Source organism: Methylopila sp. 73B, assembly GCF_000526315.1.
Lineage (GTDB): Bacteria > Pseudomonadota > Alphaproteobacteria > Rhizobiales > Methylopilaceae > Methylopila.
Genome location: NZ_JAFV01000001.1, coordinates 1618074 through 1643672 on the forward strand (window position 1 = coordinate 1618074; position 25599 = coordinate 1643672).

Consider the following 25599-nt stretch of genomic DNA (forward strand, 5'->3'; position numbering starts at 1 on the left):
CCCGCCTCCAGGGCCGCGCAGGACAGCGGAGACGTTTCTCTCATGACGGACCACAAGGCGATCCTGGCCGAACGTTTTCTCGGAGGCCTCAACCGCCGCGATCTCATGAAGGGCCTCGCGGCCGGCGGCGTGGTGATGGCGGCCGGCGGCCTCAGCCGGCCCGCCCAGGCGGCCGGCAACGAAATCAAGCTCGCCTGGGTCGATCACATCGACACGCTCGACCCGCATTTCACCGGCTTCCTCGGCGCCGTGAAGGTCCACAACAACATCTACAACGGCTTGCTCAAGGTCACCTACGACGGGCAGAAGGTCGCCTTCGTCCCCGACCTCGCCGAGACCTGGGACATCACGGACGGCGTGATCCACACCTTCAAGCTGCGCCCGAACGTCAAGTTCCACGACGGCACCCCTTGCGACGCGGAAGCCGTGAAGTGGAACGTCGAGCGGGTGTGGAAGGGCGAGCCCAAGTCGCCGCACGGCTGGAAATTCAAGTCGCTCGAAAAGGTCGAGGTCGTCGATCCGCTCACCGTCAAGCTGACCTTCAAACAGCCCTACGCGTTCCTGCCCGTGGCGTTGACCGGCTCGACCGGCCGCGCGGGCACGATCGTCTCGCCGGCGGCCGTGCAGAAGTTCGGCGCGAGCTTCGGCCGCAACCCGGTCGGCACCGGCCCGTTCAAGTTCGTCTCCTGGAAGGAGAACGACTCGATCGTCCTCGAGAAGAACCCTGACTACTTCGAGGCCGGCCTGCCCAAGCTCGACAAAATCACCATCCTGATCATGAAGGAGGCCTCCTCCGCGATCGCCGCCGTCATGTCCGGCCAGGTCGACGGCATGAGCGACAGCCCGGTGCAGTTCATCCCGCAGCTCAAGGCGAACCCGAACCTGCAGGTCTTCGGCGAGATCGAGGGCAACTACGTCTATATCGCCATGAACTGCCGCAAGGCGCCGTTCGACGACATCAACCTGCGCCGCGCGGTCGCCTTCGCGCTGAACCGCGAGCAGATCATCAAGCAGGCGTTCTTCGGCCAGGGCATCCCGGCCTACACGCCGATCTCGCCCCCGATGACCGACTTCTACGATCCGAACGTGGCGAAGACCGGCCGGGGCCAGCGCTTCGACCTCGCCAAGGCCAAGGAGTTCCGCGCCAAGGCCAAGGTGCAGGACGTGATCGAGCCGAAGTTCATGGTGACGGAGGAAGGCACCTACGGCTCGCGCCTCGCGCAGACCGTGCTGCCGATGCTGGCCGAGATCGGGATCAAGCCGAAGCTGGAGCTCGTCGAGCGCGCCGCCTGGGTCAGCCGCCGCAACTCCGGCGACTTCGAGATGCTGGACTTCAACTGGTGGGCCGACCTCGACCCGGACGAGACGCTGTTCCCGGAGTTCCACACCGGCGCCGCCTGGAACTACCCCGGCTGGTCGAACAAGCGCTTCGACGAATGCGTGGAGCAGGCGCAGGTCAGCCTCGACATCCCGACCCGCAAGGCGCTCTACACCGAGGCCAGCGACATCATCATGGACGAGGCGCCGATCGCGATCACCTCGCACATGCCGGTGTTCAAGATCTTCGCCAAGAAGGTCCAGGGCTTCAAGTACATCCCGGTCGACAGCCTGAACCTGCACACCGTGACGGTGTCGTAACAACGACGCCCGTCTCGCGACAGGCGTCTCGACGCGCCCGGACCCAAGGGTCCGGGCGCCCAATGACTTCACCGACGCCTCCCGCCCGCCTGTCCGGTCCCGCCGGACATCGCGATCGGCTCGTCGCCGCATGAGGGCCGCTTCGCCTGATGGCCTGGTTCGTCTCCAAGAAAATCCTGCAGACCCTGATGGTTCTGCTGATCGTCTCGATCGCGAGCTTCGCGCTGCTGAAGTTCGCGCCGGGCGACCCGGTGCAGCTGATGCTGGGCTCCGAATACTCCGCCGAGGCCCACGCCTCGCTGGTGAAGCAGCTCGGCCTCGACCGGCCGATCGCCGAGCAGTACGTCCGCTGGCTCGCGGGCTTCCTCAGCGGCGACTGGGGGACCTCCTTCGTCAGCAAGGCGCCGATCTTCCGCTACGCCTTCCTCGAGGCGCTGCCGGTGACGCTGACGCTCGCCGCCTCCGCGCTCGGGCTCGCGATCGTCATCGGCGTGCCGCTCGGCGTGCTGTCCGCCACTCGCAAGGACACCAGCTGGGACGCGGCCGTCGCGACGCTTACGCTGACCGGCACCTCGTTCCCGAGCTTCTACCTCGGCATCCTGCTGATCTGGCTGTTCGGCGTGCAGCTCGGCTGGTTCCCGACTCTCGGCTTCGTCGCGCCATGGGACGACCTGTGGGGCGGGATCGTGCACATGACGTTGCCTGCGATCACGCTCTCCACCTACTTCCTCGCCATGATCGTGCGCCTCACCCGCGCGAACCTGATCGAGCAGCTCGAGCAGCCCTACGTCGCCGCCGCACGCGCCCGCGGCGAGCCGCGCTGGCGCGTCGTGTGGGTGCATGGCCTGCGCAACGTCATGCTGCCGCTCGTCACCATCCTCGGCCTTCAGCTCGGCGCGTTGCTCCAGGGCGCGGTGCTGACCGAAACCGTGTTTTCGCTGCCCGGCGTCGGCCAGATGATGACGAGCGCGGTGCTGAACCGCGAGTACGGCGTGGTGCAGGCCGGGGTGATGATGACCGCCTGCCTGTTCGTGCTGACCAACCTGCTGGTCGACCTCGCCTATCCCTTCCTCGATCCGCGTCTGAGGCCACGCTAATGGCGGACGTCGTTCTCTCGTCGCCGCCCCGCCCGGCGCCCTCCCGCGGCGCCATGGCCTGGGACTATGTGCGCACCCACGTCTGGTTCGTGATCGCGGCCGTCGTCGTCGGGGCCTACGTCTTCGCGGCGGCCTTCGCGCCCTTCGTCGCGCCCTTCGCCCCGACCGAGCAGGACATGATGAGCTTCATGGCCCCGCCGGCTTGGGGCCCGCATCTGCTCGGCACCGACAGCTTCGGTCAGGATTTGCTGTCCCGCACCATCTACGGCGCGCGGTACGCGCTACTGATCGGCCTCGGCGCGGTCGCGATCGGCGCCGGCGGCGGCCTCCTGATCGGCCTCGCCGCCGGCTTGATCGGCGGTCGCGTGGAATGGGCGCTGATGCGCCTCGTGGATTCGCTGCTGGCGCTGCCGTCGCTGATCATGGCGATCGCCTTCATCTCGATCCTCGGCCAGGGCGTCGACAAGGTGGTGCTCGCGGTCGGCGTGGCGCTGATCGGGCCGTTCTCGCGCACCGTGCGCGGCGACGTGCTGCAGGTGAAGGCGCAGCCTTTCGTAGAGGCCGCGCGTCTCATGGGCGTCGGCACGCTCGCCATCGTCTGGCGGCACATCATCCCGAACGTGATCTTCCCGCTCGCGGTGCAGGCGACGATCCGCGTGAGCTACGCGATCCTCGTCTCCTCCGGCCTCTCCTTCATCGGCATCGGCGTGACCCCGCCGACGCCGGACTGGGGCCTGATGATCGCGGAGGGGCGCAGCTTCGTCAGCTTCGCGCCGTGGATCGCCGGCGTGCCGGGCGCGGCGCTCGCCGTGCTGCTGATCGCGCTCAGCGTCGTCGGCGACGGCGTGCGCGAGCAGTTCGATCCCAAGCTCAGGAAGGAGGGGTGACCATGGCGCTCGCTCTCGCCCGCACCTCCTCCACGCCACCGGAAACGCCGCGTGAGGCGCCCGCTTCCGCGCCGCTTCTGACCGTCGAGCGCCTCTCGCTCAGCCGCGGCGAGAAGCTGATCCTCGACGAGGTGTCGTTCACGCTGAAGCGCGGCGCCACGCTTGGCCTCGTCGGCGAGTCCGGCGCCGGAAAATCCACAATCGCATTGGCTCTCATAGGCTTGCTGCAGAAGCCTCAGGTCGGTCTTGAGGGTCGCATGGCCCTCGATGGCTCCGCCAATCTGGTCGACGCGACCGAGAAGGACTGGCTGAAGCTGCGGGGCCGCCGGGTCTCGATGATCTTCCAGGACGCCTCTTCGGCGCTGAACCCGTGCTTCACAGTCGGCAGCCAGCTGATGTCGCCGCTGCGCCGGCTGCTCGGCATGGCAACGAAGGACGCGCGCTCACGGGCGATCGAGCTGCTGGAAAGCGTCGGCCTGAACGACGCGGCCTCGCGCCTCGACGCCTACCCGCATCAGCTTTCCGGCGGCATGCAGCAGCGCGTGATGATCGCCATCGCGCTCGCCACCAACCCGGAGCTGCTGCTCGCGGACGAGCCGACCAGCGCGCTCGACGTCACCATCCAGGCGCAGATCGTCCGGCTGATCCTCGACGAGACCCAGAAGCGCGGCGCGAGCTGCATTTTCGTGCTGCACGACCTCGCGCTGGCCAGCCAGGCCTGCGACGAGATCGTGGTGCTCTATGGCGGGCAGGTGATGGAGGCGGGCCCGAGCGACGTGCTGCTGGCCGAGCCGCTCCACCCCTACACGCTCGGCCTCAAGGCCTGCGTGCTGGAGCTCGACACCGAGGAGCTGACGCCGCTCCCGAGCGGGGCGCCGTCGTTCGCCTCGAGGACGCCCGGCTGCCGCTTCGCGCCCCGTTGCGGCAACGCCCTGGCGAAATGCGTCGACGAGAAGCCGCCGCTCGAAACCGTGCGCGGCCGCAAGCTCGCCTGCTGGAACCCCGCCGCATGAGCACGCCGCCCGAACTGTTTCGCCTGCTCGACGTAGAAAAGGCCTACGATGTCGGCCGCAAGGGCGGCCTGTTCGCCTCCGGCCCGCGGCGGCGGCTGGCCGCGCTCGACGGCGTGCGGCTGTCGCTGAAGGCCGGCGAGAGCGTCGCGATCGTCGGCGAAAGCGGTTCGGGCAAGACCACGCTGCTGCGGGTGCTGCTTGGCCTCACCTCGCCCACGGACGGGCGCGCGCTGTACCGGGAGAAGGACATCACCCTGCTCCAGGGCGACGACCGCGACCGCTTCTGCCGCGAAGTCGCGATGATCTACCAGGACGCCCGCGGCTCGCTGAACCCGCGGATGAGCATCCTTGACCTCGTTGCCGAGCCGCTCGACCACCATGGTCTGTGCGCGGCCTCGGAACGGCGGGAGCGGGTGGCGGCGCTGCTGTCGCGCGTGGGCCTGCCGCCGGAGATGATGGAGCGCTACACCTCCGCGCTGTCCGGCGGGCAGGTGCGCCGCGTCGCGATCGCCCGGGCGCTCGCCTCCGCGCCCGCCGTCCTGGTCGCGGACGAAGCCGTATCCGGCCTCGACGTCTCGACCCAAGCTCAGCTCCTCAAGCTGCTGCGCGACCTGCAGCGCGAAATGGGGGTGAGCCTGCTGTTCATCACCCACGACCTCGGCGTCGCGGCCTATCTCTGCGAGCGGATCGCAGTGATGTACCTCGGTCGCATCGTCGAGACCGGCCTGACCAAGGACGTGCTCTCGGCCCCGGCGCACCCCTACACCCGCGCCCTGCTTAACGCCGCCCCGAAGTTCTTCGAGCCGATCGCGGAGCCGCTCGGCGGCGAGATCCCGAGCCCGATCGACCTGCCGCCCGGGTGCCGTTTCGCCGGCCGCTGCCCCGAGGCGCGCGACGATTGCCGGGCCCGCGACCCGGAGCTTGTGGCCGGCGCGCCGAACCGCGAATTCGCCTGCCTCCACCCGCTGATCGGCGAACCCGCATTGGCCTGATAGACAGGGCGGCCGGCCTGTAAGGTCGCGTCCCGAAGCGCGCGCCGCGCCGCCGCCACACTGACCGACGCTCAAGGACTTCGAAATGAGAGACCTGTTCCGCCCCGGCCGCAGCACGCTGCTCGCCCCGAACGCCGCGATCGCGACGTCCCACCCGCTGTCGACCGCGGCCGGCCTCGCCGTGCTGCGCGAGGGCGGCAACGCCGTGGACGCGGCGCTTGCGGCCGTCTCGGTGCAGTGCGTGGTCGAGCCGCACATGACGGGCATCGCGGGCGACTGCTTCGTGCTCTACGCGCCGGCCGGCGGCGAGGTGATCGCGCTCAACGGCAGCGGACGGGCGCCGGCGGCCGCCACCGTCGAGGCGCTGAAGGCGCTCGGGCTCTCCGACATCCCGCCGACCAGCGCCCTCGCCGTCACCGTTCCCGGCGCGATCTCGGCGTGGATGAAACTGCACGGCGACTACGGCTCGCTGCCGCTGGACCGCCTGTTCCGGGACGCGATCGCCTACGCCGAGAACGGCTACCCCGTGACGCAGCGCGTGGCGTTCGACTGGGCCCGCGCGGTTCCGCTGCTCGCGCTCGACGAAGGCGCGGCCGAAGTGATGCTGGTGGACGGCGGCCGCGCGCCCCGCGCCGGCGAGCGCCACGCGCAGCCGAAGATCGGCGCGCGCCTGCGCGAGATCGCCAAGGACGGCGCGGCCGCGTTCTACACCGGCGCGGTGGCCGAGAGCCTGGTGAAGCGGCTCAACGCCCTCGGCGGCCTGCACACGATGGACGATTTCGCCGCGGGCATGACGGTGGCGGACTACGTCACCCCGATCCATTCGAACTACCGCGGCTACGACGTCTACGAGTGCCCGCCGAACGGCCAGGGCGTGGCCGCGTTGATGATCCTGAACGTGCTCGGCGGCTTCGATCTCGGCCCGGACGTGCCGATGGCGGAGCGCATCCATCTGCACGCCGAGGCGACGAAGCTCGCCTATCACCACCGCGACCATCTGATCGCGGACCACGACCACCTCCCCCATCCGACCGAGACGCTGCTCTCGGACGAGACAACCGCGGCCCTGCGCAAGCGCGTCTCGCGCGAGACGGCGCGCCCGGCGACGCTCTGGACCGAGCCCGAGCACAAGGACACCGTCTACCTCTCGGTGGTCGACCGCGACGGCAACGCAATCTCCTTCATAAACTCGATCTTCAACTCGTTCGGCTCGACCCGGCTTGACCCCGAAACCGGCATCCTGCTGCACAACCGCGGGGCGTCGTTCCGCCTGATCGAGGGCCACCCCAACGCGATCGGCCCGCGCAAGCGCCCGATGCACACCATCATCCCCGGCATGCTGCGCAAGGACGGCCAGACCGTCGCGCCCTTCGGCGTCATGGGCGGGCACTATCAGGCGGCGGGTCAGGCGGCGTTGCTGTCGGGCTTGCTCGACCGCGGGCTGGGCGTGCAGGAGGCGATCGACGCGCCTCGCTCCTTCGCCTTCGACGGCCTGCTCGAGGTGGAGCCGACGATCGATCCGATCGTGCTGGAACGTCTCGGCGCCCTCGGCCATCGCATCCAGGTGGCGGATTCGCCGATCGGCGGCGCCCAGGCGATATGGATCGACCGCGCCAACGGCCTGTTGCTGGCCGGTTCCGACCCCCGCAAGGACGGCTGCGCGCTCGGGTTTTGAAGGCGATCGTGATCTTCGACGTTACGCTGGCGCAGTCCGGCGTGACGTCGGGAGCGCGTTCAGGACGACGCCGCGAGCGCGTCGACCTTCTCGGCGGCGGCCAGAACGACGCGGTTGCGCCCCGCCCTCTTCGCCTCGTAGAGCCGCGCGTCGGCGGAGGTGTAGGCGTCGCGGACCGGCAGCGCCGGATCGATCGCCGCGCCGCCGACGCTGATCGTGACGTTCAATCTGACGTCGCCCTCGACCAGGATCGGCGTCTGGGCGACCGCCGCGCGCAGACGCTCCGCCGCGTCCGCCGCATGGTCTTCGTCCGCGGACGCCAGGACCACTGCAAACTCTTCGCCGCCGAGCCGACCAACTGCGTCGCCCTCGCCAAGTCCAGACGACAACCGGGACGCCACCTGCGTCAGCACGTCGTCGCCGGCCGCATGGCCGTAGCGGTCGTTGATCGCCTTGAAGTGGTCGAGGTCCGCGACGAGCAGCCACGCCGCCTCAGGCGACGAGCGCGCCTGCTCCACGACGGCCAGCAGGCTCTCGCGGTTGAGCAAACCGGTAAGGCCGTCGCGGCGCGCGGTCTCGGCCAGCGCGTCATGCGCCCGCTGAAGCTCCTCATGCGCCGCCACGAGCGCGGCGCGCGCGGCGCGCAGTTGCTCATGCTGCCAGAACTGCCACGCGCTGGCGGGCCAGGCGATCAGGAGGGGGCACAGAACGCACATCAGCCAGGCGTTGCCGTCGACGACGCCGCCGAGGGCCGGAACGAGGGTCACCGCGAGGCCGAGCGAGAGCGCGACCGAGAGGATGGCGACGCCGGTCGACCGCAACAGCACCCGCCGCATCGCTGCCATGGTATCCCCCGCCCCATCCCGACGGCGCCCCGGCGGTCAGCGATCCCTTAGCGCGTTAGGTCACGGTTGTGGAGCGGCGGAGCGCCCGCGACGCCGCGGCATGAGGCCCGTGCGCGACGCCGCTCCCCCAACCGATCAATACCGCTTGTAGCTCAGGAACTTGCCGGACATGCCGATCTTGACGCGGTCGCCCTTCTGGTCGGGCTGGCGCTCCAGCGTCATGTCGAAGTCGATCGCCGACATGATGCCGTCGCCGAACTCCTCGTGGATCAGCTCCTTCCACGTCGTGCCATAGACCTGGATGAGCTCATAGAACCGGTAGATCACCGGATCCGTCGGCGGCACTTCGGGCAACGATCCGCGATACGGGATCTCGGTCAGCAGGATCTCGGCCTCCTTGGGCAAATCGAGCAGTTCGGCGGCCTTGGCGGCCTCGTTCGGCTCCAGCCGCATCTGCCCGAGCATTGCGGCGGTGATCACGATCTGCGAGGTCGAGATCGACACCTTCTCGTGGATCTGCTTCCAGGTCAGGCCCTTCATCCGCTTGGCGGACAGCACAAGTTCGGTCACTTCGGCGCGGGTCATGGCGCTTCCTCCTTCAGGGATGGCGTTGGGGTCGAGCGCTGCCGCCTCAGACGGAGGCGGCAGCCGGCAGCGGGTCTTCGGCCGCGGCGCGCGGACGCACCACAGTCGGCTTGCGTGGATCGTAGGGTCGGCCCTCGATCTCGCTCGCGAAGCTCTTCGAGCGGGTCACCAAAAACTCCAGCAGGTGGTTCCGCAGCGGGTAGTAGTCGGCGTGCCGGTGCATCGAGGCCGCCAGCCGGTCGCGCGGCAGCGGGTTCTCGACAATCTCGGCGATCTTCGCCTGCGGCCCGTTGGTCATGAGCACGATCCGGTCGGCCAACAGCATGGCCTCGTCGATGTCGTGGGTGATCATGAACACGGTCTGCCCGGTCTCGCGGCAGATGCGACGCGCCTCCTCCTGCAGCGAGCCGCGGGTCAGCGCGTCCAGCGCCGAGAACGGCTCGTCCATCAGCAGCATCTTGGGCTCGATCGCGAGCGCCCGGGCGATGCCCACGCGCTGCTTCATGCCGCCGGACAGCTCCGAGGGCTTCTTGTGCTCCGAGCCCGAGAGGTGGACGAGGTCGACGTAGCGCTGGCAGTGCGCCCGGATCGTCTCGCGCGACCACTCCGGGCGTCGGGACGACACCGCGAAGGCGATGTTGCCCAACACCGTCATCCAGGGCAGCAGCGAATGACCCTGGAAGATCACTGCGCGGTCGAGGCTGGGACCGGAGATCTCGCGGCCGTCGACGATGACGGAGCCCGAGGAGGGCTGGTCGAGACCCGCGAGCACGTTGAGGATGGTGGTCTTGCCGCAGCCGGAATGGCCGATCAGGCAGACGAACTCGCCCTTCTGGATCGGCAGCCACAGGTCCTCGAACACCGTGGTCTCGCCGCCGCCGCGCTTGGGATAGCGGCGGGCCAGCGCTTCGATGGAGATGAGGGGCTTGTCCGTCATCCCGCTCACTCCCGGTAGGCCACGAGGCGCGCGGCGCGGGCGAGCGCGAGGTCGAGCGCCATGCCGACGAGGCCGATCAGCAGGATCGCGGTGATGATGTTGCCGATCGAGAGGTTGTTCCACTCGTTCCAGACGAAGTAGCCGATGCCGGTGCCGCCCACGAGCATCTCGGCCGCCACGATGACGAGCCAGGCGATACCGATCGAGATCCGCATGCCCGTCATGATGGTGGGGGCCGCGGCCGGCAGGATCACGAGGAACGCCTTTCGGAAGGCGCCCACCTCGAGCGTGGCGGCGACGTTCAGCCACTCCTTGCGGACGCTCGCGACGCCGAAGGCGGTGTTGATCAGCATTGGCCAGAGCGAGCAGATGAAGATCACGAAGATCGCGGAGATCCCGCTGTCCTTGATCGTGTAGAGCGCGAGCGGCATCCAGGCCAAAGGCGAGATCGGCTTCAGGATCTGGATGAACGGGTCGAGCGCGCGGTAGGTCAGCGGCGACATGCCGATCAGGAAGCCCAGCGGGATCGCGACGGCGGCCGCGAGCAGATAGCCGATCAGAACCCGGCCGAGCGAATAGGCGAGCTGGATCCCGACGCCCTGATCGTTGGCGCCGCGGACGTAGAACGGGTCCTTCAGGTGCCCCCAGAGCGTCGCGGCGACGTCCGCGGGGGTCGGGAACGCGCTCTTCGCCCCTTGCGCCGCAGCCCCCGAGACGAGCGCCGCGTACTCCGGGTCGACGGCGCCGCCGCCCGGGCCCGCGCCGGGCAGCGTCGCCCACTGCCAGGCCCCTATGAACGCCGCGAAGATCAGCAGCGACAGCAGCCCCGCGCGCAGGGTGAGCGACGAGGTCATCGCGAGCCCCGTGTCGTCATCCCGGCCGAAGCGAAGCGGAGAGCCGGGATCGTCACCGGAGTACGGCGCGCGCCCTCGCCTCTCTTCTCCGAGGAAAAAGCAAAGATCAGCGCCTCGATCGGGTGGCGATCCCGGCTCGCGGCGTCGCCGCGTTCGGGATGACGGCTGCGGTCCATCGTCCTCAGCCCCGCTTGATCGCAAAGGAGGCGACGTACTCGTCCGGCTTTGTAGGGTCGAACGGCTTGCCCATGACAGAGAAGGTCTTGGTGGTCGTCTCGGGCGGCGTGAGGCCGGCCTCCGCCATCAACTTCTTGGCGTCCGTCGCGAGGAACACGTCGTTCGCAACCTTGGCGTAGTCGACGTCGCCCTTGATCTGGCCCCAGCGCTTCATCTGGGTGAGGATCCAGACCGCGAAGCTCTCCCACGGGAAGGGATCGAAGGCGATGCGGTTCGGGTCCTTCTTCACGCCGCCGAGGCCGTCCGCGTAGGTCCCGGTGAGCACCTGCTCCACCACCGTCTGCGGCTGGTTGAGGTAGTTCGTCGGCGCAATCGCAGCCGCGATCTCCTTGCGGTTCTGCGCCTTCTGCGCGAAGGCCGTGGCTTCGATGATCGCCTTCAGCAGCGCCTGGTAGGTTCCCGGCATCTCGGTCACGAACTGCTTCGAGGCCGAGAAGGCGCAGCAGGGGTGGCCGTCCCAGATCTCCTTCGACAGCATATGGATGAAGCCGACGCCGTCGTAGACCGCGCGCTGGTTCACGGGGTCCGGCGCCAGAAAGCCGTCGATGTTGTCGGCCCGCAGGTTCGCGACCATCTCGGGCGGCGGCACGGCGCGGATCTGCACGTCGCGGTCGGGGTCGATCCCGGCTTCCGCGAGGTAGTAGCGCAGCAGGTAGTTGTGCATGGAGTAGTCGAAGGGCACGGCGAACTTCATGCCCTTCCATTCCTTCGGGTCGCGCTTGTCCTTGTGCTTGACCGCGAGCGTGATCGCCTGGCCGTTGACGTTCTCGACCGCCGGCATGGTCCAGGGGATCGGGTTCGAGCCGACGCCCATGGAGATCGCCAGCGGCATCGGGGAGAGCATGTGCGCGGCGTCGTATTCCTTGTTGATCGCCTTGTCGCGGATCACCGCCCAGCCCGCGGTCTTCACAACCTCGACGTTCAGACCCTGCTTCTCATAGAAGCCCATCGGCTTCGCCATAATGATCGGCGTCGCGCAGGTGATGGGGATGAAGCCGACCTTGAGGTCGGTCTTCTCGGGCTTCGCCCCTTGGGCGAAGACCTCGGTGGCGGAGGCCAGCGGGAACAGCGCGTTCACCGCCGCGAAGGCCGTCCCGGCGCCGACCGCGCTCAGGAAGGCGCGTCGGGTGGCGTCGTGCGGAAACAGCGCGCGCATCACCGCGCCCTCAACGACGCGGCCCGTCCGCGCGTCGTCGGAGGCCTGCGCCTCGGCGTGCTCGGTCTCGCTGCCGTGCTGGCCGCACGAGCAGCCGCGGCTGTTGAGGCGATAGCGGGCGTCGAACGGGTCTTTGAAGGTGGTCATCGGCGCGGGCTCCGGGTGAACGGTCGTGCCGGATCCATAGCAGGCGCCGTGCCAAGCGCGTCGTCACGCACAAGGGCCTGAGATCCGAACGAACTTGCACCGTCCGTGGATTCACGAAATATCGTCAGTCGCGACTTTTCGTGCGAGAAGGACGAGATCTCGTGACTTCACCTGGCGCGCTCGCCTTCGAGACGACCCCCGACGCCGCTCTGATCGTAGACCCGCACCAGGACGCGATCATCGCCGCGAACGCCGTGGCGCGCCGACTGTTCGCCGGGGATGGCGGGTCACTGGAGGGCCAGTCCTTCGCGGCGCTTCATCCCGGGCAGCGCCCCGCCCTCGTCGTCTTCACCCAGGCCGTGCTCACGCTCGGCCGACACTGGACGCGCTCGCTCAAGCCGCGGCTCGCGTCGGACGGACCTCGCGACGTCGAATACGTCGGCGTCCGGCTTCCCGAGGGCGACCAGATCCTCGTCACCCTCTCGGATCTCGACGAACGCCGCCGTCGCGACGCGAACGCCGAGGCCGACCGCTACATTCGCGACGGCATCGCCGAATGGCGCCGGGTGGAGCGCTTCTTCCAGGACGTGGAGCGGGAGAACCAGCTCATCCTCCGCGCGGCCGGCGAAGGCGTCTACGGGGTCAACGCCGACGGGATCACCACCTTCCTCAACCCGGCGGCCGAACGGATGCTGGGGTGGACGGCGGAGGAGCTGGTCGGGCGCAACATGCACGCGACCGTGCACCACAAGCATCCCGACGGCGCGCATTACCCGCACCACGACTGCCCGATCTACGCCGCCTTCCGCGACGGCGCGGTGCATCAGGTGGCGGATGAGGTGTTCTGGCGGAAGGACGGCGCCCCGCTCTGGGTCGAGTACACCTCGACGCCGATCCGCGACCGGGGCGCCGTGGTCGGCGCGGTCGTGGTGTTCCGTGACATCGGCCAGCGCCGGGAGGCCGAGGCCAAGCTCAAGGCGGCCCTCGCCGAGGTCGAGAGCCTGCGCGAGCGGCTGGAGCTGGAGAACGCCTATCTGCAGGAGGAGATTCGTCTCGAAGGCCGCCACCACGGCATCATCGGCACAAGCGCCGCGATCGAGACCGTGCTGCGGCAGGTGGAGCTCGTGGCGCCCACCGACGCCTCGGTGCTCGTCACCGGCGAGAGCGGCACCGGCAAGGAGCTGATCGCGCGCGCGATCCACGAAGCCAGCGGGCGCCGGGAGCGACCGCTGATCCGCGTGAATTGCGCGGCGATCCCGCGCGAGCTGTTCGAGAGCGAGTTCTTCGGCCATGTGAAGGGCGCCTTCACCGGCGCCTTCCGCGACCGCGTGGGCCGCTTCGAACTCGCGAACGGCGGGACGCTGTTTCTCGACGAGGTGGGCGAGATTCCGCTCGAGCTCCAGAGCAAGCTGCTGCGCGTGCTTCAGGAGGGCCAGATCGAACGCGTGGGCGAGGAGCGGACGCGCAAGGTCGACGTCCGGGTCATCGCCGCCACAAACCGCGACCTCGACGCCGAGGTGCGGAAGGGAACGTTCCGCCGCGACCTCTATTTCCGGCTGAACGTGTTTCCATTGCACTCTGCCCCGTTGCGCGAACGGCCCGAGGACATTCCGCCGCTAGCGCTCAACATCCTGCGGCGGCCGGGGCGCGCGGCCCCGGGCAAACCGCTGGCGCTGACCGAAGGCGACGTCCGCCGGCTCACCGCCTACGACTGGCCGGGCAACGTGCGCGAGCTCGAGAACGTCATGGAGCGCGCGATCATCCTGGCGCGCGACGGCAAGCTCAGGATCGACCTTCCCGCCGCATCCGGCTCTCGGGCGGCGGCTCCGGCGCCGTCGAAGGAGGCGGGCCACGAGATCCTCACCGCGCAGGACCTCCGCGCCCGCGACGCCGCCAACATCCGCGCGGCGCTTTTGGCTGCGGGCGGCAAGGTCTCGGGTCCTGGCGGAGCGGCGGAACGGCTCGGCCTGAAACCCACCACCCTCGCCTCCCGCATGAAAGCGCTGGGGGTGGAACGGGGCTAGGAGTTCAGCCGGAGGTTGAGACTTGCGCGCGTTGACGCCGTGCGTGCTTCGAGACGCCTCGCTGACGCGAGGCTCCTCAGCATGAGGAGGTCATCCTGTCGAATAGCTCAGAACGTCCTTATGCTGAGGAGCAGCCGCCAGGCTGCGTCTCGAAGCACGCAGTCGGCGGGGGCGGCGTCATGCCCGCTCGTTCGTCGGGCATGACGATCAGTCTTTCAGAGACAGTTACGCTTCAAGCTCAGCTCTTCGGCCACCAGGCGATGTCGGTGACGTCCTTGCCGCCCGCGACGTCGCCGGCCTTGGTGGTCTTGCCCGAGGCGAGGTCGATCGAGTAGAGCGCGCCGCCCGTCATCAACCAGCCCGTGTTCTTGCCGTCCGCCGAGGCGGCGATCTCGAAGCCCACCGGGCCGGAGAGCTTCACGTCGATCTTGCCGATGGCGGAGAGGATGCCGTCGTTCGGCGGGGCCTGCTTCACGAGCGCCGGGATGGTGGCGTCGATGTCGTAGAGTTCGGTCTTCTCGGCCTTCTTGCCGTTCACCGAGTTGGTGTAGGCGCCGGCCACGATGTTGGGCTTCTCGCCCTTGTGCATGTCGGTCTCGGCGTACTTCAGCGACCCATCGACCGTCGCCTTGCCGTCGTCGACGTTGGCGCGGAGGCTCATGCCGCCGTCGGTCAGGATGCGCAGGCGATCCGCCATCGGGTTGAAGTCCACCGTCACCTTGGCGCCCGCGGGGATTTTCTCGCTCAGCGCGCTCTTCTTCGTCGCCGCGCCGGACTTCGGATCGATCGTGACGATGTCGCCGGCGGCGGTGACGCCGTAGAGCATGCCGTCGGCCGGGCGGACGTCGATGCCGACGAGGTCGCTCGCGCCGGTCAGCTCGACCGTGCCGGAGACCTTGAGCGTCGAGGCGTCGACCAGCGCCAGCGCTTTGCCGCCGACCAGCGCGATCACGGTGTCGGCGGACGCGGGCGCCGCGGCGGCGAGGCTGAGGGCGCCGACGGCGGCGGCGAGGCGGAGCTTGGACGAAAGGGCGAAGGACATCGGGTTGCGTCTCCTGTCGTGTCGTGGCGCGCCGCCGAACGCGACCCGCACTGGCCCTACCCGCGGGACGCCCGCGGCGGATGCAGCGGATGCGATGTCTTTTGCGTGAGCGGAGATTTTTGGCCGTCCCTGCATCCCCGACGCGGTCGCTCGGGTATGACTTGGGACCCGCCCGCGGACCGCGGCTCCGGAGATCGAACGAGCATGACGGCCGACGCTTTCGCCACCGACCGGACCGACCCCTGCGCCGCCGACCTCGCCGCCTGCGCGCGCGGGGACCGCGCGGCGCTGCGAGCGATCTACGAGCGCGAGGCCGCGACGCTGATCGCGGTCGCGGCGCGCATCGTGCGCCGGCGCGAGGTCGCCGAGGAGGTGGTGCAGGAGGCCTTCGTCCAGATCTGGCGGCGCGCGGGAAGCTTCGATCCCGCCCTCGGCTCCGGCCGCGGCTGGGTCTTCGCCATCGTCCGCAACCGCGCGCTCAACGCCGTGCGCGACGAGCGGCACGTGCCGGTGGAGGACGAGGCGCTGGCGGCCTATGCGGAGGCCGCGACCGACGTGGACGACGCCTTCGGCCGGCTCGCCGCCTCGAGCGCGCTTCGCCGCTGTCTCGGCGGGCTGGAGCCCCGGCGGCGCGCGAGCCTGCTGCTCGCTTATGTGGCGGGCCTCAGCCATGGCGAGATCGCCGAGCGCCTCAACGTGCCGCTCGGCACCGCCAAAGCCTGGGTGCGCCGCTCGCTGCTCGCGCTGAAGGAGTGCATGGCGTGAGCCCACGGGAGAGCGATCTCGCCCTTGCCGGCGAATACGTCCTCGGATTGCTGCCCCCCGCCGAGCAGGAGGCGTTCGAGCTCCGGCTCGCGACCGACCGGACCCTGGCGCTCGCCGTCGCCGCGTGGCGCGACCGTCTCCACGAGCTTGACGCGGCGGCGCCGCCGATCCCGCCGTCGCCCGATCTCTGGGCGAAGATCGAAGGCGCGGTCGAAGCCCCGCCCGGCGTCGCCGCGGCCTCCCCTGCCCCCTCCGTCCGGACGCCGGAGCGCGCCAAAGCCCGCCCGTCGCTCTTTGCCGGTCTCTGGGAGAGCCTGACGCTCTGGCGCGGCGTGGGTCTTGCCGGCGCTGCGGCAAGCGTGGCGCTCGGCCTCGTGCTGGTCGCGGCGCCGAAGCCGCGCGCGCCGATCGCGATCGCCGTCCTGCTGACATCAGACGGCGTCCCCGGCGCGGTCGTCGACATCTACGCCGACGGAGAGTCGCTGGTCGCGCCGCTGCAGGACGTCTCCGTGCCGGACGGGCGGACGCTGCAGGTGTGGACGCTGCCGGACGTCCAGCGCGGCCCGGTCTCCCTCGGCCTGATGCCGCGGGCGGCTCGGACGCGGCTCGCGTCCATGGAGCTCCCGGCCCCGAAGCCGCGCCAGCTTTACGAGATCACCCTCGAGCCCGCCGGCGGATCGCCGACCGCCCGGCCGACCGGCCCGATCCTTTACAAGGGCTACGCCGAACCCCCGCGTTGACGCGCCCTTCCGGGTGTCGGAGGTTCCGCGCCCCGACTGTTGAAGGAGACACGCCATGCGCGCAGCGCCGTTCGGCCCCACCGGCCGCGAGGTCTCCGCCATCGGCCAGGGCACCTGGCTGATCGACGAGGAGGACCGCGCCGGCCCCGTGGAGGCGCTTCGCGCCGGCCTCGACGCCGGCATGACGCATGTCGACACCGCCGAAATGTACGGCGACGCCGAGGTGATGGTGGCGGAGGCCCTCGCCGACCGCCGCGACGAAATCTTCCTGGTCTCGAAGGTCCTTCCGGAAAACGCCTCCGCGCGCGGGACCATCGCCGCCTGCGAGCGCTCGCTGAAGCGGCTGAAGACCGATCGGCTCGACTGCTACCTGCTGCATTGGCGCGGCTCCTATCCGCTCGCCGAGACCGTCGCGGCCTTCGAGCGTCTGGTCGAGGCCGGCAAGATAGCCTCATGGGGCGTCAGCAACTTCGACGCCAAGGACCTCGACGAGCTCCTCGCCGTCACGGGGCCCGGCCGCATCGCCTGCAACCAAGTGCTCTACCATCTCGGCGAACGCGCCATCGAGCACCGCGTCCTCCCGTGGTGCGAGGCGAACGGCGTCGCGCTCGTCGCCTACAGCCCGTTCGGCCACGACGATTTCCCGCCCCCGAACTCGCCCGGCGGGCGCGCGCTGGCGGAAATCGGCGCGGCGCATGGCGCGACGGCCCGGCAGGTGGCGCTCGCCGCTCTCTCCCGGCGACCGTCGGTGTTTGTCATCCCGAAGGCGTCCAGCGTCGCCCACGCCCGCGACAACGCGGCCGCCTCCGACCTCGAACTGACCCCCGCCCAGCTCACCCGGATCGACGCGGTGTTTCCGCGCGGCCGGGAGCCGCGGCGCCTGCCGATGATCTGACATTGGCAGCCATGCGCGGCCGCAAGGACGCGCCCGCGGCGCGCGCGCTTGCCGCGGCCGTCGCGCCAGCTAGCTTTGAGCTCGCGATCAGGCCCGCGCCGCCCGCGGGCAGCTCTCATCCAAGGAGGCCGCAATGGCCGAAGTGACGACGCCGCCGATCGACCTGTTCTACTGGCCGACGCCGAACGGCTGGAAGATCACCATCATGCTGGAGGAGTGCGGCCTGCCCTACGCGCTTCACCCCGTGAACATCGGCAAGGGCGACCAGTTCAAGCCCGAGTTCCTGCAGATCTCGCCGAACAACAAGATGCCGACGATCGTCGACCCCGACGGGCCCGGCGGGCAGCCGATCTCGGTCTTCGAATCGGGCGCCATCCTGCAGTATCTCGGCCGCAAGACCGGCAAGTTCTATCCGTCCGACGAGCGTCGCCGCGTCGAGGTCGACGAGTGGCTGTTCTGGCAGATGGGCGGTTTCGGCCCGATGCTCGGCCAGACGCATCACTTCCGCCAGTACGCGCCGGAGAAGGTGCCCTACGCGATCGAGCGCTACACCAATGAGACCCACCGGCTCTACGGCGTGCTGAACGAGCGCCTGAAGGACCGCGAGTTCATCTGCAGCGACTATTCGATCGCCGACATGGCGGTCGTCGGATGGGCGAAGCTCTGGGAGCGTCAGGGCCAGGACATCGCCGAGTTCCCGCACGTGAAGCGCTGGCTCGACGTCATGCTCGCCCGACCCGCGGTCGCGCGCGGCTTGGAAGTCAAGGTCGACCAGCCGCCGATGGACCTCGCGACGGACAAGGACGCGCAGAAGATGCTGTTCGGCCAGCGCGCCCGCGCGGGCTGACGTCCGCCGCGGCGCCGTTTCGGCGCGTTCCGGGCCCCCATGGCGTTTTTCCGGCCGCCCCCCGCTCGACGGGGAGACCGCGCGATCCAGTTATGCGCTCAGGCGCGAACCGCTTCACACTCTCCAGGAGTAGACCTCATGTCCGAAACCACCGGAACCGGAACCGGCGCCGCCGCCATCGAGAACGATCTGGCGACCCTTCGCGAAGACGTCTCCCGGCTCGCCGACACCATCTCGACCCTCGTCGCCGACGGCGCCGCGACCGCCAAGGGGGCCGCCGCCGACGCCGCCAACACCGCGCGCGACAAGGCGGTCTCCGCCGTCGACGACGTCAGCGCCTCGATCGAGCAGAACCCGCTGACCGCCGTGCTGATCGCCCTTGGCGTGGGCTACGTGGTCGGCGCGCTCGGGCGTCGCCGCTGATGTGGCGTTTCCTGCTTCAGGCCGGCATGGGGGCTGCGACGTTGAACGTCGCCGGCCGCATCGCGCGGCTGAAGCGCATGGCGATCTACTTCGCGATCGCCGGGGTGCTGGGGCTCCTCGCCCTCGGCGCTCTGCTGTTCGCGCTGGGCGCCCTGCTTGAGCCCCGCTTCGGCGCCGCCGGCGCCGCTGGGATCGTCGGCGGCGTCACGCTCGTCGTCGCGGCGTTCGTCGGCTGGGCCGCGACCTGGACTCCGAAGCGGACGGCGCGACCGACCGCGGCGCCGATCGCCGACCGCGTGCGGTCGGAGCTCAGCGCGGTCGGATCGGCGTTCTCCGGTCCGGACCGCCCGCGCCTGCCAGGCGAACGGCGCGCCCGCGGGGTCAACATGATCCTGATCGCGGCGCTCGCCGGAATCGTGCTCGGCCGCCGGTTGTGACCGAGCTTCCGTCCGCGGCCTGCCGGGCGCGGACGGAACCTTCCGGTCACCCGACCGTTCCGTCGCTATGAAAAACCCCTGGATGAGTCTCTGGCTGAGCGCGGCGAACGCGCAGGCCTCCTCCGCACGCGGACTGTTCGTCGCAAATCTCGCGCGCGCCCAGAAGACGGCGATCGAGGACATGACGCGCCAGACGCTGGCGTTCTGGACGACGGGCGCTGCGCCCGCAGCGGCGAAGAGCGCGCCGAAGAAGCGCCGGCGCGCTTGCGCCTGACGTTCAGTCTGCGGGCGTCCAAACCTGCGTCTTGCAGACCAGACCGGCCAGCGCGCACCCCTCGATCTTGAGTGCGCCGTCGCCCTGCGGCGTCATGTAGGCCTTATACGTCTTGCCGTCCTCGGGGTTGTAGATCTGGCCCGTCCAACGCTCGCCCTCCGGCTTCATGCCGCTGAGGAGCGAGAGCCCTACGATCGGGCGCCCCTGCTTCGTCTTGTCGACGTTGTTGACGTCCAGTTTGGTTCTGCCGGTCTCGTCCGTCGGCTCGCGTAGCGACACGATCGCGCCGCAGAGCGCGGTTCCGCACGCGCTGATTTTGACCCTCGCCTTCCCTCCCGGCGTGCTCCAGAGACCGAGCGGATCCGAAAGCGCCGGCGCGCCCCGAACGCTCCGAGGATGGCGGCGGCTGTCGCGATGCGGCGGCACAGGGCGGACATGTGGATCTCCTGAAAGCCAGTTGCGTCGGACGTCGCGGTCGCCGCGACGCCGGACGATCGCGCCTCCACCCAATCCCCAATCGCACGCCGCGCCAACCCCGCCTTTTGCTGCGAGCGGTCTCGTCGCGTCTTCGTCCGTCGTGGTTCACGATCCCTGAAGACGTCGCCGCACGTCTTCGCGTTCAGCTACCTGGATTTGCTCGGTTCTGAACGGCTCACTCGGTAAACGGCGCTCTAATTTAACGTCCGGTTTTCATTTCATTGATCTCTCATTTACGTCGACTTTTAATGGCATTGTAGAAATCTGCTGCGATCCTTCGATCAAGCCGGACGCTGCAAAGCAAACCGGAGATCAACGCCCGAGGCGACGGCTTAAAGCTTGGCGCCCGACCACAGGACGAAGGTTCGCAGAGATGGCTCGTTATGACATGTCCTCGGTGGACTGCGGCGCGCTCGGCGCCGTCGCGACCGGCACGGTGCTCTTCCAGCTCGGCCTGATGTACGCGGTGGGCCGTTCGGTGCCGACCGACCGGGTCGCCGCGCACAAGTGGTTCAACCTCGCGGCCCGCGAGGGCGTGGCCGAAGCCGCCCGTCTCCGCAAGGAGCTGGCGCTCGAGATGACCTCGGACGAGGTCGCCGAAGCCCAGCGCGCCGCCCGCGCCTGGCTCGCGCAGGGCTGAGCCGGACCGCCGCCCGCCCCGCCGGCGCCAGGCCCGCGCCCCCTTCGGCGCCGCAGGCCCGTTGACCCGCCCATCCGACGCGTGTACCCCTCCCTGCGCCGGAGACGTGGCCGAGAGGCTGAAGGCACTCGTTTGCTAAATGAGCAGACCTGGAAACGGGTCTCGAGGGTTCGAATCCCTCCGTCTCCGCCACCTGCCTCCCGCTTCGGCTGAAGGTCTCCTTATGCCGTCCCATCGTCCGGACTTTTCCGCGCTTCACGGGCACGGCTTCGTCAGGGTCGGCGTAGCGACGCCCGCGGTGGCGGTGGCGGACCCCGAGCGCAACGCCGCCGCGATCCTGCAGGCGATGACGCGGGCGGCGGACGACGGGGTCGACCTGCTGATCTTCCCGGAACTCGCGCTGTCGGGCTACGCCATCGACGACCTGCTGTTGCAGGACGCGCTGCTCGAAGGCGTGGAGCGGGCGCTGGAGGATCTCGCGGCGCGGACGCAGGCGCTCGCCACGACGGCCTTGATCGGCGCGCCGATCCGGCGCAACGGGCGCGTCTACAACTGCGCGGTGGCGCTCGCGCGCGGCACGATCCTCGGCGTCGTGCCGAAGACCTTCCTGCCGAACTACCGCGAGTATTACGAGAAGCGCTGGTTCGCCTCCGGGGCGGGGCTCACGGGGCTCGCGGTCGAGGTCGCCGGGCAGACAGCGCCGTTCGGGACGGACCTGATCTTCGCGGCGGAGGACCTCGCTGACTTCACGTTCCACGTCGAGATCTGCGAGGACTACTGGGCGCCGACGCCGCCCTCGACGCAAGGCGCGCTCGCCGGGGCGCTGATCCTGTGCAACCTCTCGGCCTCCAACATCGTGATCGGCAAGGCCGAAGATCGGTCGCTGCTGTCCGCCTCACAATCCATGCGCTGCGTGGCGGCCTACGCCTATTCGGCGGCGGGCGCCGGCGAGAGCACGACCGATCTCGCCTGGGACGGACAGGGCTCGATCCACGAACTCGGCGAGCTTCTCGCCCAGTCCGAGCGCTTCGCGCGTGAGCCGCAGTTGATCGTGGCCGACGTGGACGTGCAGCGGCTGCGGCTCGAGCGGGCGCGGTTCGGCACCTTCAACGACGCCGCCGCGCTCGCCGGCCATCCGGAGCAGAGTTTTCGCACCGTGGGGTTTCGCCACCAGCCGAGCTTCGCGGACCTGGGACTGAAGCGCGCGCTCCGCCGCTTTCCCTACGTGCCGGACGCGCCCGCCCGACTCGACCAGGACTGCTACGAGGCCTTCAACATCCAGGTCCACGGGCTCGTGCGCCGGTTCGAGGCGACGCGCGCGCGGACGATGGTGATCGGCGTCTCCGGCGGGCTCGACTCCACCCAGGCGCTGATCGTGGCGGCCAAGGCCTGCGACCTGATGGGCCTGCCGCGAACGGCGATCCTGGGCTTCACCATGCCGGGCTTCGCCACAGGCGAGGACACCCGCGCCAACGCTTGGAGCCTGATGCGGGCGCTCGGCGTCGCCGCGGAGGAGATCGACATCCGCCCGGCCGCGAAGCAGATGCTGACGGATATGGACCATCCCTTCGCCCGCGGCGAGGCGGTCTACGACATCACGTTCGAGAACGTGCAGGCGGGCCTGCGCACCGACTATCTGTTTCGCCTCGCGAACCAGCGGAACGGCTTCGTGGTGGGCACCGGCGACCTGTCGGAGCTCGCGCTGGGGTGGTGCACCTACGGCGTCGGCGATCACATGAGCCACTACGCGGTCAACGCAGGACTGCCGAAGACGCTGATCCAGCACCTGATCCGGTGGACGGTGCGGACCGGCGAGTTCCGCGACGCTGTGGCCGAGGTGCTCGAAGCGATCCTCGGCACCGAGATTTCGCCGGAGCTGGTGCCGGCGGATGCCTCGGGCGCGATCCAGAGCACCCAGTCCAAGATCGGCCCCTACGAGCTGCACGACTTCTTCCTGTTCCACATCCTGCGCTACGGGCTGCCGCCGTCGAAGGTGGCGTTCCTCGCCTGGCGCGCCTGGGTTGAGCTCGAGGCCGGCGAGTGGCCGGCGGGCTTTCCGGAGGAGGAGCGCCGCGCCTACGACCTGCCGACGATCGTTCGGTGGCTGGAGGCCTTTATCATGCGGTTCTTCGCCACCAGCCAGTTCAAGCGCAGCGCGATTCCGAACGGCCCCAAGATCTCGCCCGGCGGGGCGCTCTCGCCGCGCGGCGACTGGCGCGCGCCCTCCGACGGGCTGCCGGACGCCTGGCTGAAGGAGCTGCGCGACGCTTTGCCCCCGCGGTGAGGCGCAGCCCGTGACTTTCGGGCGTGTCCCCCTAGTTTGCGATCGCCGCCACCTCCGCGTTGAAGACCGCGTTTGCCGATGACTGATGGCTCCCTCGCTACCGATCCTCTCCGCGGCTTCTCCGGCGAGGTCGCGACCCTGCTCAGAGGCATGGATCTCGCGGCGACGCCGCTCGGCGATCGGGAGGGATGGCCGCAGAGCCTTCGGACGACCGTAGGGCTCATGCTTTCGGCCCGGGCGCAGATCGTGCTGTTCTGGGGCCCCGACTATCTGGCGCTGTACAACGACGCCTACGCCCCGACGATCGGCGACAAGCACCCGCGCGCCCTCGGCCGGCCGGCGCGCGAGAACTGGAGCGAGCTCTGGGACGATCTGGAGCCCCTGCTGCGCAGCGTGCGGGAGACCGGCGAGACCTACCATGCCGAGGATCGCCCGTTCTACATCGAGCGCGGCGAGCGCCCCGAGACCGTCTGGTTCGACATCTCCTACCAGGCGGTGCGGGACGAAGCCGCCGCCGTCGCGGGCATCCTCTGCATCGTCAGCGAGCAGACCAAGCGCGTGCTCACGGAGATGCGCCTCAACTTCATGGTCGAGCTGTCGGATCGCCTGCGCGCCCACTCCGATCCAGTCAGCGTCAAGCGGTCCGCGGCGGAGCTGGTGGGCCGGAAGCTGGGCGGCGGCCGCGCGGGCTACGCCGAGATCGTCGACGAGGCGCGGGCCTTCGTCATCGACGAAGACTGGACGGACGGCGTCATGGCGAGTCTCGCGGGCCGCCACGACCTGTCGGCCTTCGGCGAGCCGCTGCTCGACCGGCTGCGGTCGGGCGCCGTCATCCGCATCGACGACGTCGCCGCGGACGCGGTCGCGCAGGGCGGCCAGGAAGCCTTCGCCCGCCTGGGCGCTCCGGGGATGGTCGCCGTGCCGCTGGTCAAGGACGGCGCGCCCCGCGCCGTGTTCTATCTCCACGCCGCGGCGCCGCGGCTCTGGACCGACGACGAAGTCGAGATCGTCGCGGGCGCGGCGGAGCGCACCTGGGCGGCGGTCGAGCAGGCGCGCGCGGAACAGCTCGTCGTCGCGAGCGAGGCGCGCTTCCAGGCGATCGCCAACTCGATCGACCAGATGATCTGGTCGACCCAAGCCGACGGCTATCACGACTATTACAACGACCGCTGGTACGAGTTCACCGGCGTGCCCTACGGCTCCACCGACGGCGCGGCCTGGAACGGCATGTTCCATCCCGAGGACCAGGAGCGCGCCTGGTCCACATGGCGACGCTCGCTCGAAACGGGCGCGCCCTACCACATCGAGTATCGGCTGCGGCATCGGTCCGGCCAATACCGCTGGGTCATCGGCCGCGCGCAGTGCGTTCGGGACGCGGCCGGCGCGATCGTCCGCTGGTACGGCACCTGCACCGACATCCACGATCTCAAGACCGCCGAGGCGGCTCTGCGCGAGCTGAACGAGACGCTCGAGGCGCGCGTCGCCTCCGCGATCGCCGAACGCCGGACGGCGGAGGACGCGCTGCGCCAGGCGCAGAAGATGGAGTCGCTCGGCCAGCTCACGGGCGGCGTCGCCCACGACTTCAACAACCTGCTGCAGGTCGTCGTGGGCAATCTCGAGATCCTGCGGCGCAATCTGCCGGAGGAGTCCGGGCGGTTGCGCCGCGCCGCGGAGAACGCCACCACCGGCGCAAACCGCGCGGCGACGCTGACGCAGCGGCTCCTCGCCTTCTCACGACGGCAGCCGCTTGCGCCCCAGCCCATCGACGCCAACCGGCTGGTCACCGGCATGGCCGAGCTGCTGGCCCGAACGCTCGGCGAGACCATCCACCTCGAGACCGTTCAGGGCGCCGGCGTGTGGCGCGTCGAGGCCGATCCCAACCAGCTCGAAGCGGCGATCCTCAACCTCGCGGTCAACGCCCGCGACGCCATGCCGAACGGCGGAAAGCTCACCATCGAGACCTCGAACACCCACCTCGACAAGGCCTACGCCGCCGAACATGTCGAAGTGCCGGTGGGCCAGTACGTCGTCGTGAGCGTGTCCGACAACGGGTCGGGCATGACGAAGGAGACCCTCGCCAAGGCCTTCGAGCCGTTCTTCACCACCAAGGAGGTGGGCAAGGGCACCGGCCTCGGCCTGTCAATGGTCTACGGCTTCGTGAAGCAGTCCGGCGGGCACGTGAAGATCTATTCGGAGATCGGCGAAGGCACGACCGTGAAGATCTATCTCCCGCGCCTGATGGGCGAGACGCCGGAGGAGGCGGCGGCCGCCGAGGCCATTGTGCCGGAGGGCTCGCGCTCGGAGACGGTCCTCGTGGTCGAGGACGACGACGACGTTCGCATGTACTCGGTCGAGGTGCTCCGAGAGCTCGGCTACCGCGTGCTCGAGGCCTACGACGGCGCCTCGGCTCTCCGGTTGCTCGAGCGCCCGGAGAGCCGCGTGGACCTGCTGTTCACGGACGTCGTGCTGCCGGGCGGCATGAACGGCGAGCAGATCGCGAAGCAAGCGCGCGAGCTCAGGCCGGATTTGAAGGTGCTGTTCACCACCGGTTACGCCCGCAACGCGATCGTGCACCACGGGCGGCTGGACGTCGGCGTTGAGCTCATCACCAAGCCGTTCACTTACGCCGATCTGGCCGCCCGGATCCGCGACGTGCTGGACGCGCCACGGAAGCCGCCGCGCGGCTGA

At 69.5% G+C, this 25599-nt stretch carries 24 protein-coding genes and 1 tRNA gene; 18 read left to right on the plus strand and 7 right to left on the minus strand.

The annotated features are described in order from the left end of the window. Window positions 1-42: 42 nt before the first annotated feature. From K244_RS0107675 to K244_RS0107700, 6 genes are all read left to right on the plus strand, one after another. Window positions 43-1638: an ABC transporter substrate-binding protein gene (locus tag K244_RS0107675; RefSeq protein ID WP_020185671.1), complete on the plus strand. Its 1596-nt coding sequence runs from the start codon at window positions 43-45 to the stop codon at window positions 1636-1638. 149 nt (window positions 1639-1787) lie between these two features. After that, window positions 1788-2735, plus strand: coding sequence for an ABC transporter permease (locus tag K244_RS0107680; RefSeq protein ID WP_020185672.1), 948 nt, complete (start codon window positions 1788-1790; stop codon window positions 2733-2735). Continuing rightward, window positions 2735-3622, plus strand: a complete 888-nt coding sequence (locus tag K244_RS0107685; protein WP_020185673.1) for an ABC transporter permease — start codon at window positions 2735-2737, stop codon at window positions 3620-3622. The genes K244_RS0107680 and K244_RS0107685 overlap by 1 nt, the downstream gene beginning before the upstream one ends. Before the next feature lie 2 nt (window positions 3623-3624). Further along, the gene (locus K244_RS0107690) at window positions 3625-4635 is read left to right on the plus strand and encodes an ABC transporter ATP-binding protein (RefSeq protein ID WP_020185674.1); all 1011 of its coding nucleotides are present in this window, start codon (window positions 3625-3627) and stop codon (window positions 4633-4635) included. Then, entirely contained in the window at window positions 4632-5627 is a 996-nt protein-coding gene (locus K244_RS0107695) for an ABC transporter ATP-binding protein (RefSeq protein WP_020185675.1), read from the plus strand. Before K244_RS0107690 ends, K244_RS0107695 begins: the two co-directional genes overlap by 4 nt. Before the next feature lie 85 nt (window positions 5628-5712). Next, window positions 5713-7302: a gamma-glutamyltransferase family protein gene (locus K244_RS0107700; RefSeq protein WP_020185676.1), complete on the plus strand. Its 1590-nt coding sequence runs from the start codon at window positions 5713-5715 to the stop codon at window positions 7300-7302. A gap of 59 nt (window positions 7303-7361) precedes the next feature. Here the strand turns inward: K244_RS0107700 and K244_RS0107705 are convergent, their stop codons facing one another. The 5 genes from K244_RS0107705 to K244_RS0107730 all read right to left on the minus strand — a co-directional run bounded on the left by K244_RS0107705 (window position 7362) and on the right by K244_RS0107730 (window position 12063). Further along, the gene (locus K244_RS0107705) at window positions 7362-8147 is read right to left on the minus strand and encodes a GGDEF domain-containing protein (RefSeq protein WP_081761447.1); all 786 of its coding nucleotides are present in this window, start codon (window positions 8145-8147) and stop codon (window positions 7362-7364) included. Between the two features lie 135 nt (window positions 8148-8282). Then, entirely contained in the window at window positions 8283-8732 is a 450-nt protein-coding gene (gene cynS / locus K244_RS0107710) for a cyanase (RefSeq protein ID WP_020185678.1), read from the minus strand. Between the two features lie 46 nt (window positions 8733-8778). Beyond that, entirely contained in the window at window positions 8779-9669 is an 891-nt protein-coding gene (locus K244_RS0107715) for an ABC transporter ATP-binding protein (RefSeq protein ID WP_020185679.1), read from the minus strand. Between the two features lie 5 nt (window positions 9670-9674). Continuing rightward, window positions 9675-10523 carry a nitrate ABC transporter permease gene (gene ntrB, locus K244_RS0107720; RefSeq protein ID WP_020185680.1) on the minus strand — a complete coding sequence of 283 codons (849 nt, stop codon included), beginning with the start codon at window positions 10521-10523 and terminating at the stop codon, window positions 9675-9677. A 181-nt stretch (window positions 10524-10704) separates the two neighbouring features. Then, window positions 10705-12063 (minus strand): CmpA/NrtA family ABC transporter substrate-binding protein, encoded by a 1359-nt coding sequence (locus tag K244_RS0107730; RefSeq protein WP_020185682.1) that lies wholly within the window; start codon window positions 12061-12063, stop codon window positions 10705-10707. 161 nt (window positions 12064-12224) lie between these two features. Here K244_RS0107730 and K244_RS0107735 point away from each other — a divergent pair, with 161 nt between their 5' ends. Beyond that, entirely contained in the window at window positions 12225-14087 is a 1863-nt protein-coding gene (locus K244_RS0107735) for a sigma 54-interacting transcriptional regulator (protein ID WP_020185683.1), read from the plus strand. A 238-nt stretch (window positions 14088-14325) separates the two neighbouring features. On the opposite strand, the gene K244_RS0107740 is transcribed toward K244_RS0107735, so the two are convergent. Then, window positions 14326-15129 carry a DUF4394 domain-containing protein gene (locus K244_RS0107740; protein ID WP_020185684.1) on the minus strand — a complete coding sequence of 268 codons (804 nt, stop codon included), beginning with the start codon at window positions 15127-15129 and terminating at the stop codon, window positions 14326-14328. Window positions 15130-15333: 204 nt separating this feature from the next. Here K244_RS0107740 and K244_RS0107745 point away from each other — a divergent pair, with 204 nt between their 5' ends. The 7 genes from K244_RS0107745 (at window position 15334) to K244_RS0107775 (ending at window position 19510) form a co-directional block, all read left to right on the plus strand. Continuing rightward, window positions 15334-15894 (plus strand): sigma-70 family RNA polymerase sigma factor, encoded by a 561-nt coding sequence (locus tag K244_RS0107745; protein ID WP_020185685.1) that lies wholly within the window; start codon window positions 15334-15336, stop codon window positions 15892-15894. After that, window positions 15891-16634 (plus strand): anti-sigma factor, encoded by a 744-nt coding sequence (locus K244_RS0107750; RefSeq protein ID WP_020185686.1) that lies wholly within the window; start codon window positions 15891-15893, stop codon window positions 16632-16634. The genes K244_RS0107745 and K244_RS0107750 overlap by 4 nt, the downstream gene beginning before the upstream one ends. A 55-nt stretch (window positions 16635-16689) precedes the next feature. Further along, window positions 16690-17529 (plus strand): aldo/keto reductase, encoded by an 840-nt coding sequence (locus tag K244_RS0107755; RefSeq protein WP_020185687.1) that lies wholly within the window; start codon window positions 16690-16692, stop codon window positions 17527-17529. Window positions 17530-17662: 133 nt separating this feature from the next. After that, complete coding sequence (locus K244_RS0107760; RefSeq protein WP_020185688.1) at window positions 17663-18376, plus strand: glutathione S-transferase N-terminal domain-containing protein; 714 nt, start codon at window positions 17663-17665, stop codon at window positions 18374-18376. A 138-nt stretch (window positions 18377-18514) separates the two neighbouring features. Continuing rightward, complete coding sequence (locus K244_RS0107765) at window positions 18515-18799, plus strand: hypothetical protein (protein ID WP_020185689.1); 285 nt, start codon at window positions 18515-18517, stop codon at window positions 18797-18799. Beyond that, window positions 18799-19236 carry a phage holin family protein gene (locus tag K244_RS0107770; protein WP_020185690.1) on the plus strand — a complete coding sequence of 146 codons (438 nt, stop codon included), beginning with the start codon at window positions 18799-18801 and terminating at the stop codon, window positions 19234-19236. The genes K244_RS0107765 and K244_RS0107770 overlap by 1 nt, the downstream gene beginning before the upstream one ends. 82 nt (window positions 19237-19318) lie before the next feature. After that, the gene (locus K244_RS0107775; RefSeq protein ID WP_020185691.1) at window positions 19319-19510 is read left to right on the plus strand and encodes a hypothetical protein; all 192 of its coding nucleotides are present in this window, start codon (window positions 19319-19321) and stop codon (window positions 19508-19510) included. A 3-nt stretch (window positions 19511-19513) separates the two neighbouring features. Here K244_RS0107775 and K244_RS21615 read toward each other — a convergent pair whose 3' ends face one another. Further along, window positions 19514-19936 (minus strand): DUF2147 domain-containing protein, encoded by a 423-nt coding sequence (locus tag K244_RS21615; RefSeq protein ID WP_020185692.1) that lies wholly within the window; start codon window positions 19934-19936, stop codon window positions 19514-19516. A 424-nt stretch (window positions 19937-20360) separates the two neighbouring features. On the opposite strand from K244_RS21615, the gene K244_RS0107785 reads away from it, so the two are divergent. The 4 genes from K244_RS0107785 (at window position 20361) to K244_RS0107800 (ending at window position 25599) form a co-directional block, all read left to right on the plus strand. Next, window positions 20361-20627 (plus strand): sel1 repeat family protein, encoded by a 267-nt coding sequence (locus tag K244_RS0107785; RefSeq protein ID WP_024816380.1) that lies wholly within the window; start codon window positions 20361-20363, stop codon window positions 20625-20627. 100 nt (window positions 20628-20727) lie between these two features. Then, window positions 20728-20819, plus strand: a tRNA-Ser gene (locus tag K244_RS0107790). A 31-nt stretch (window positions 20820-20850) separates the two neighbouring features. Continuing rightward, a complete protein-coding gene (locus K244_RS0107795; protein WP_020185694.1) occupies window positions 20851-22911 on the plus strand; it encodes an NAD(+) synthase in 2061 nt (686 codons plus the stop codon). A gap of 78 nt (window positions 22912-22989) precedes the next feature. Beyond that, a complete protein-coding gene (locus K244_RS0107800) occupies window positions 22990-25599 on the plus strand; it encodes an ATP-binding protein (RefSeq protein WP_020185695.1) in 2610 nt (869 codons plus the stop codon).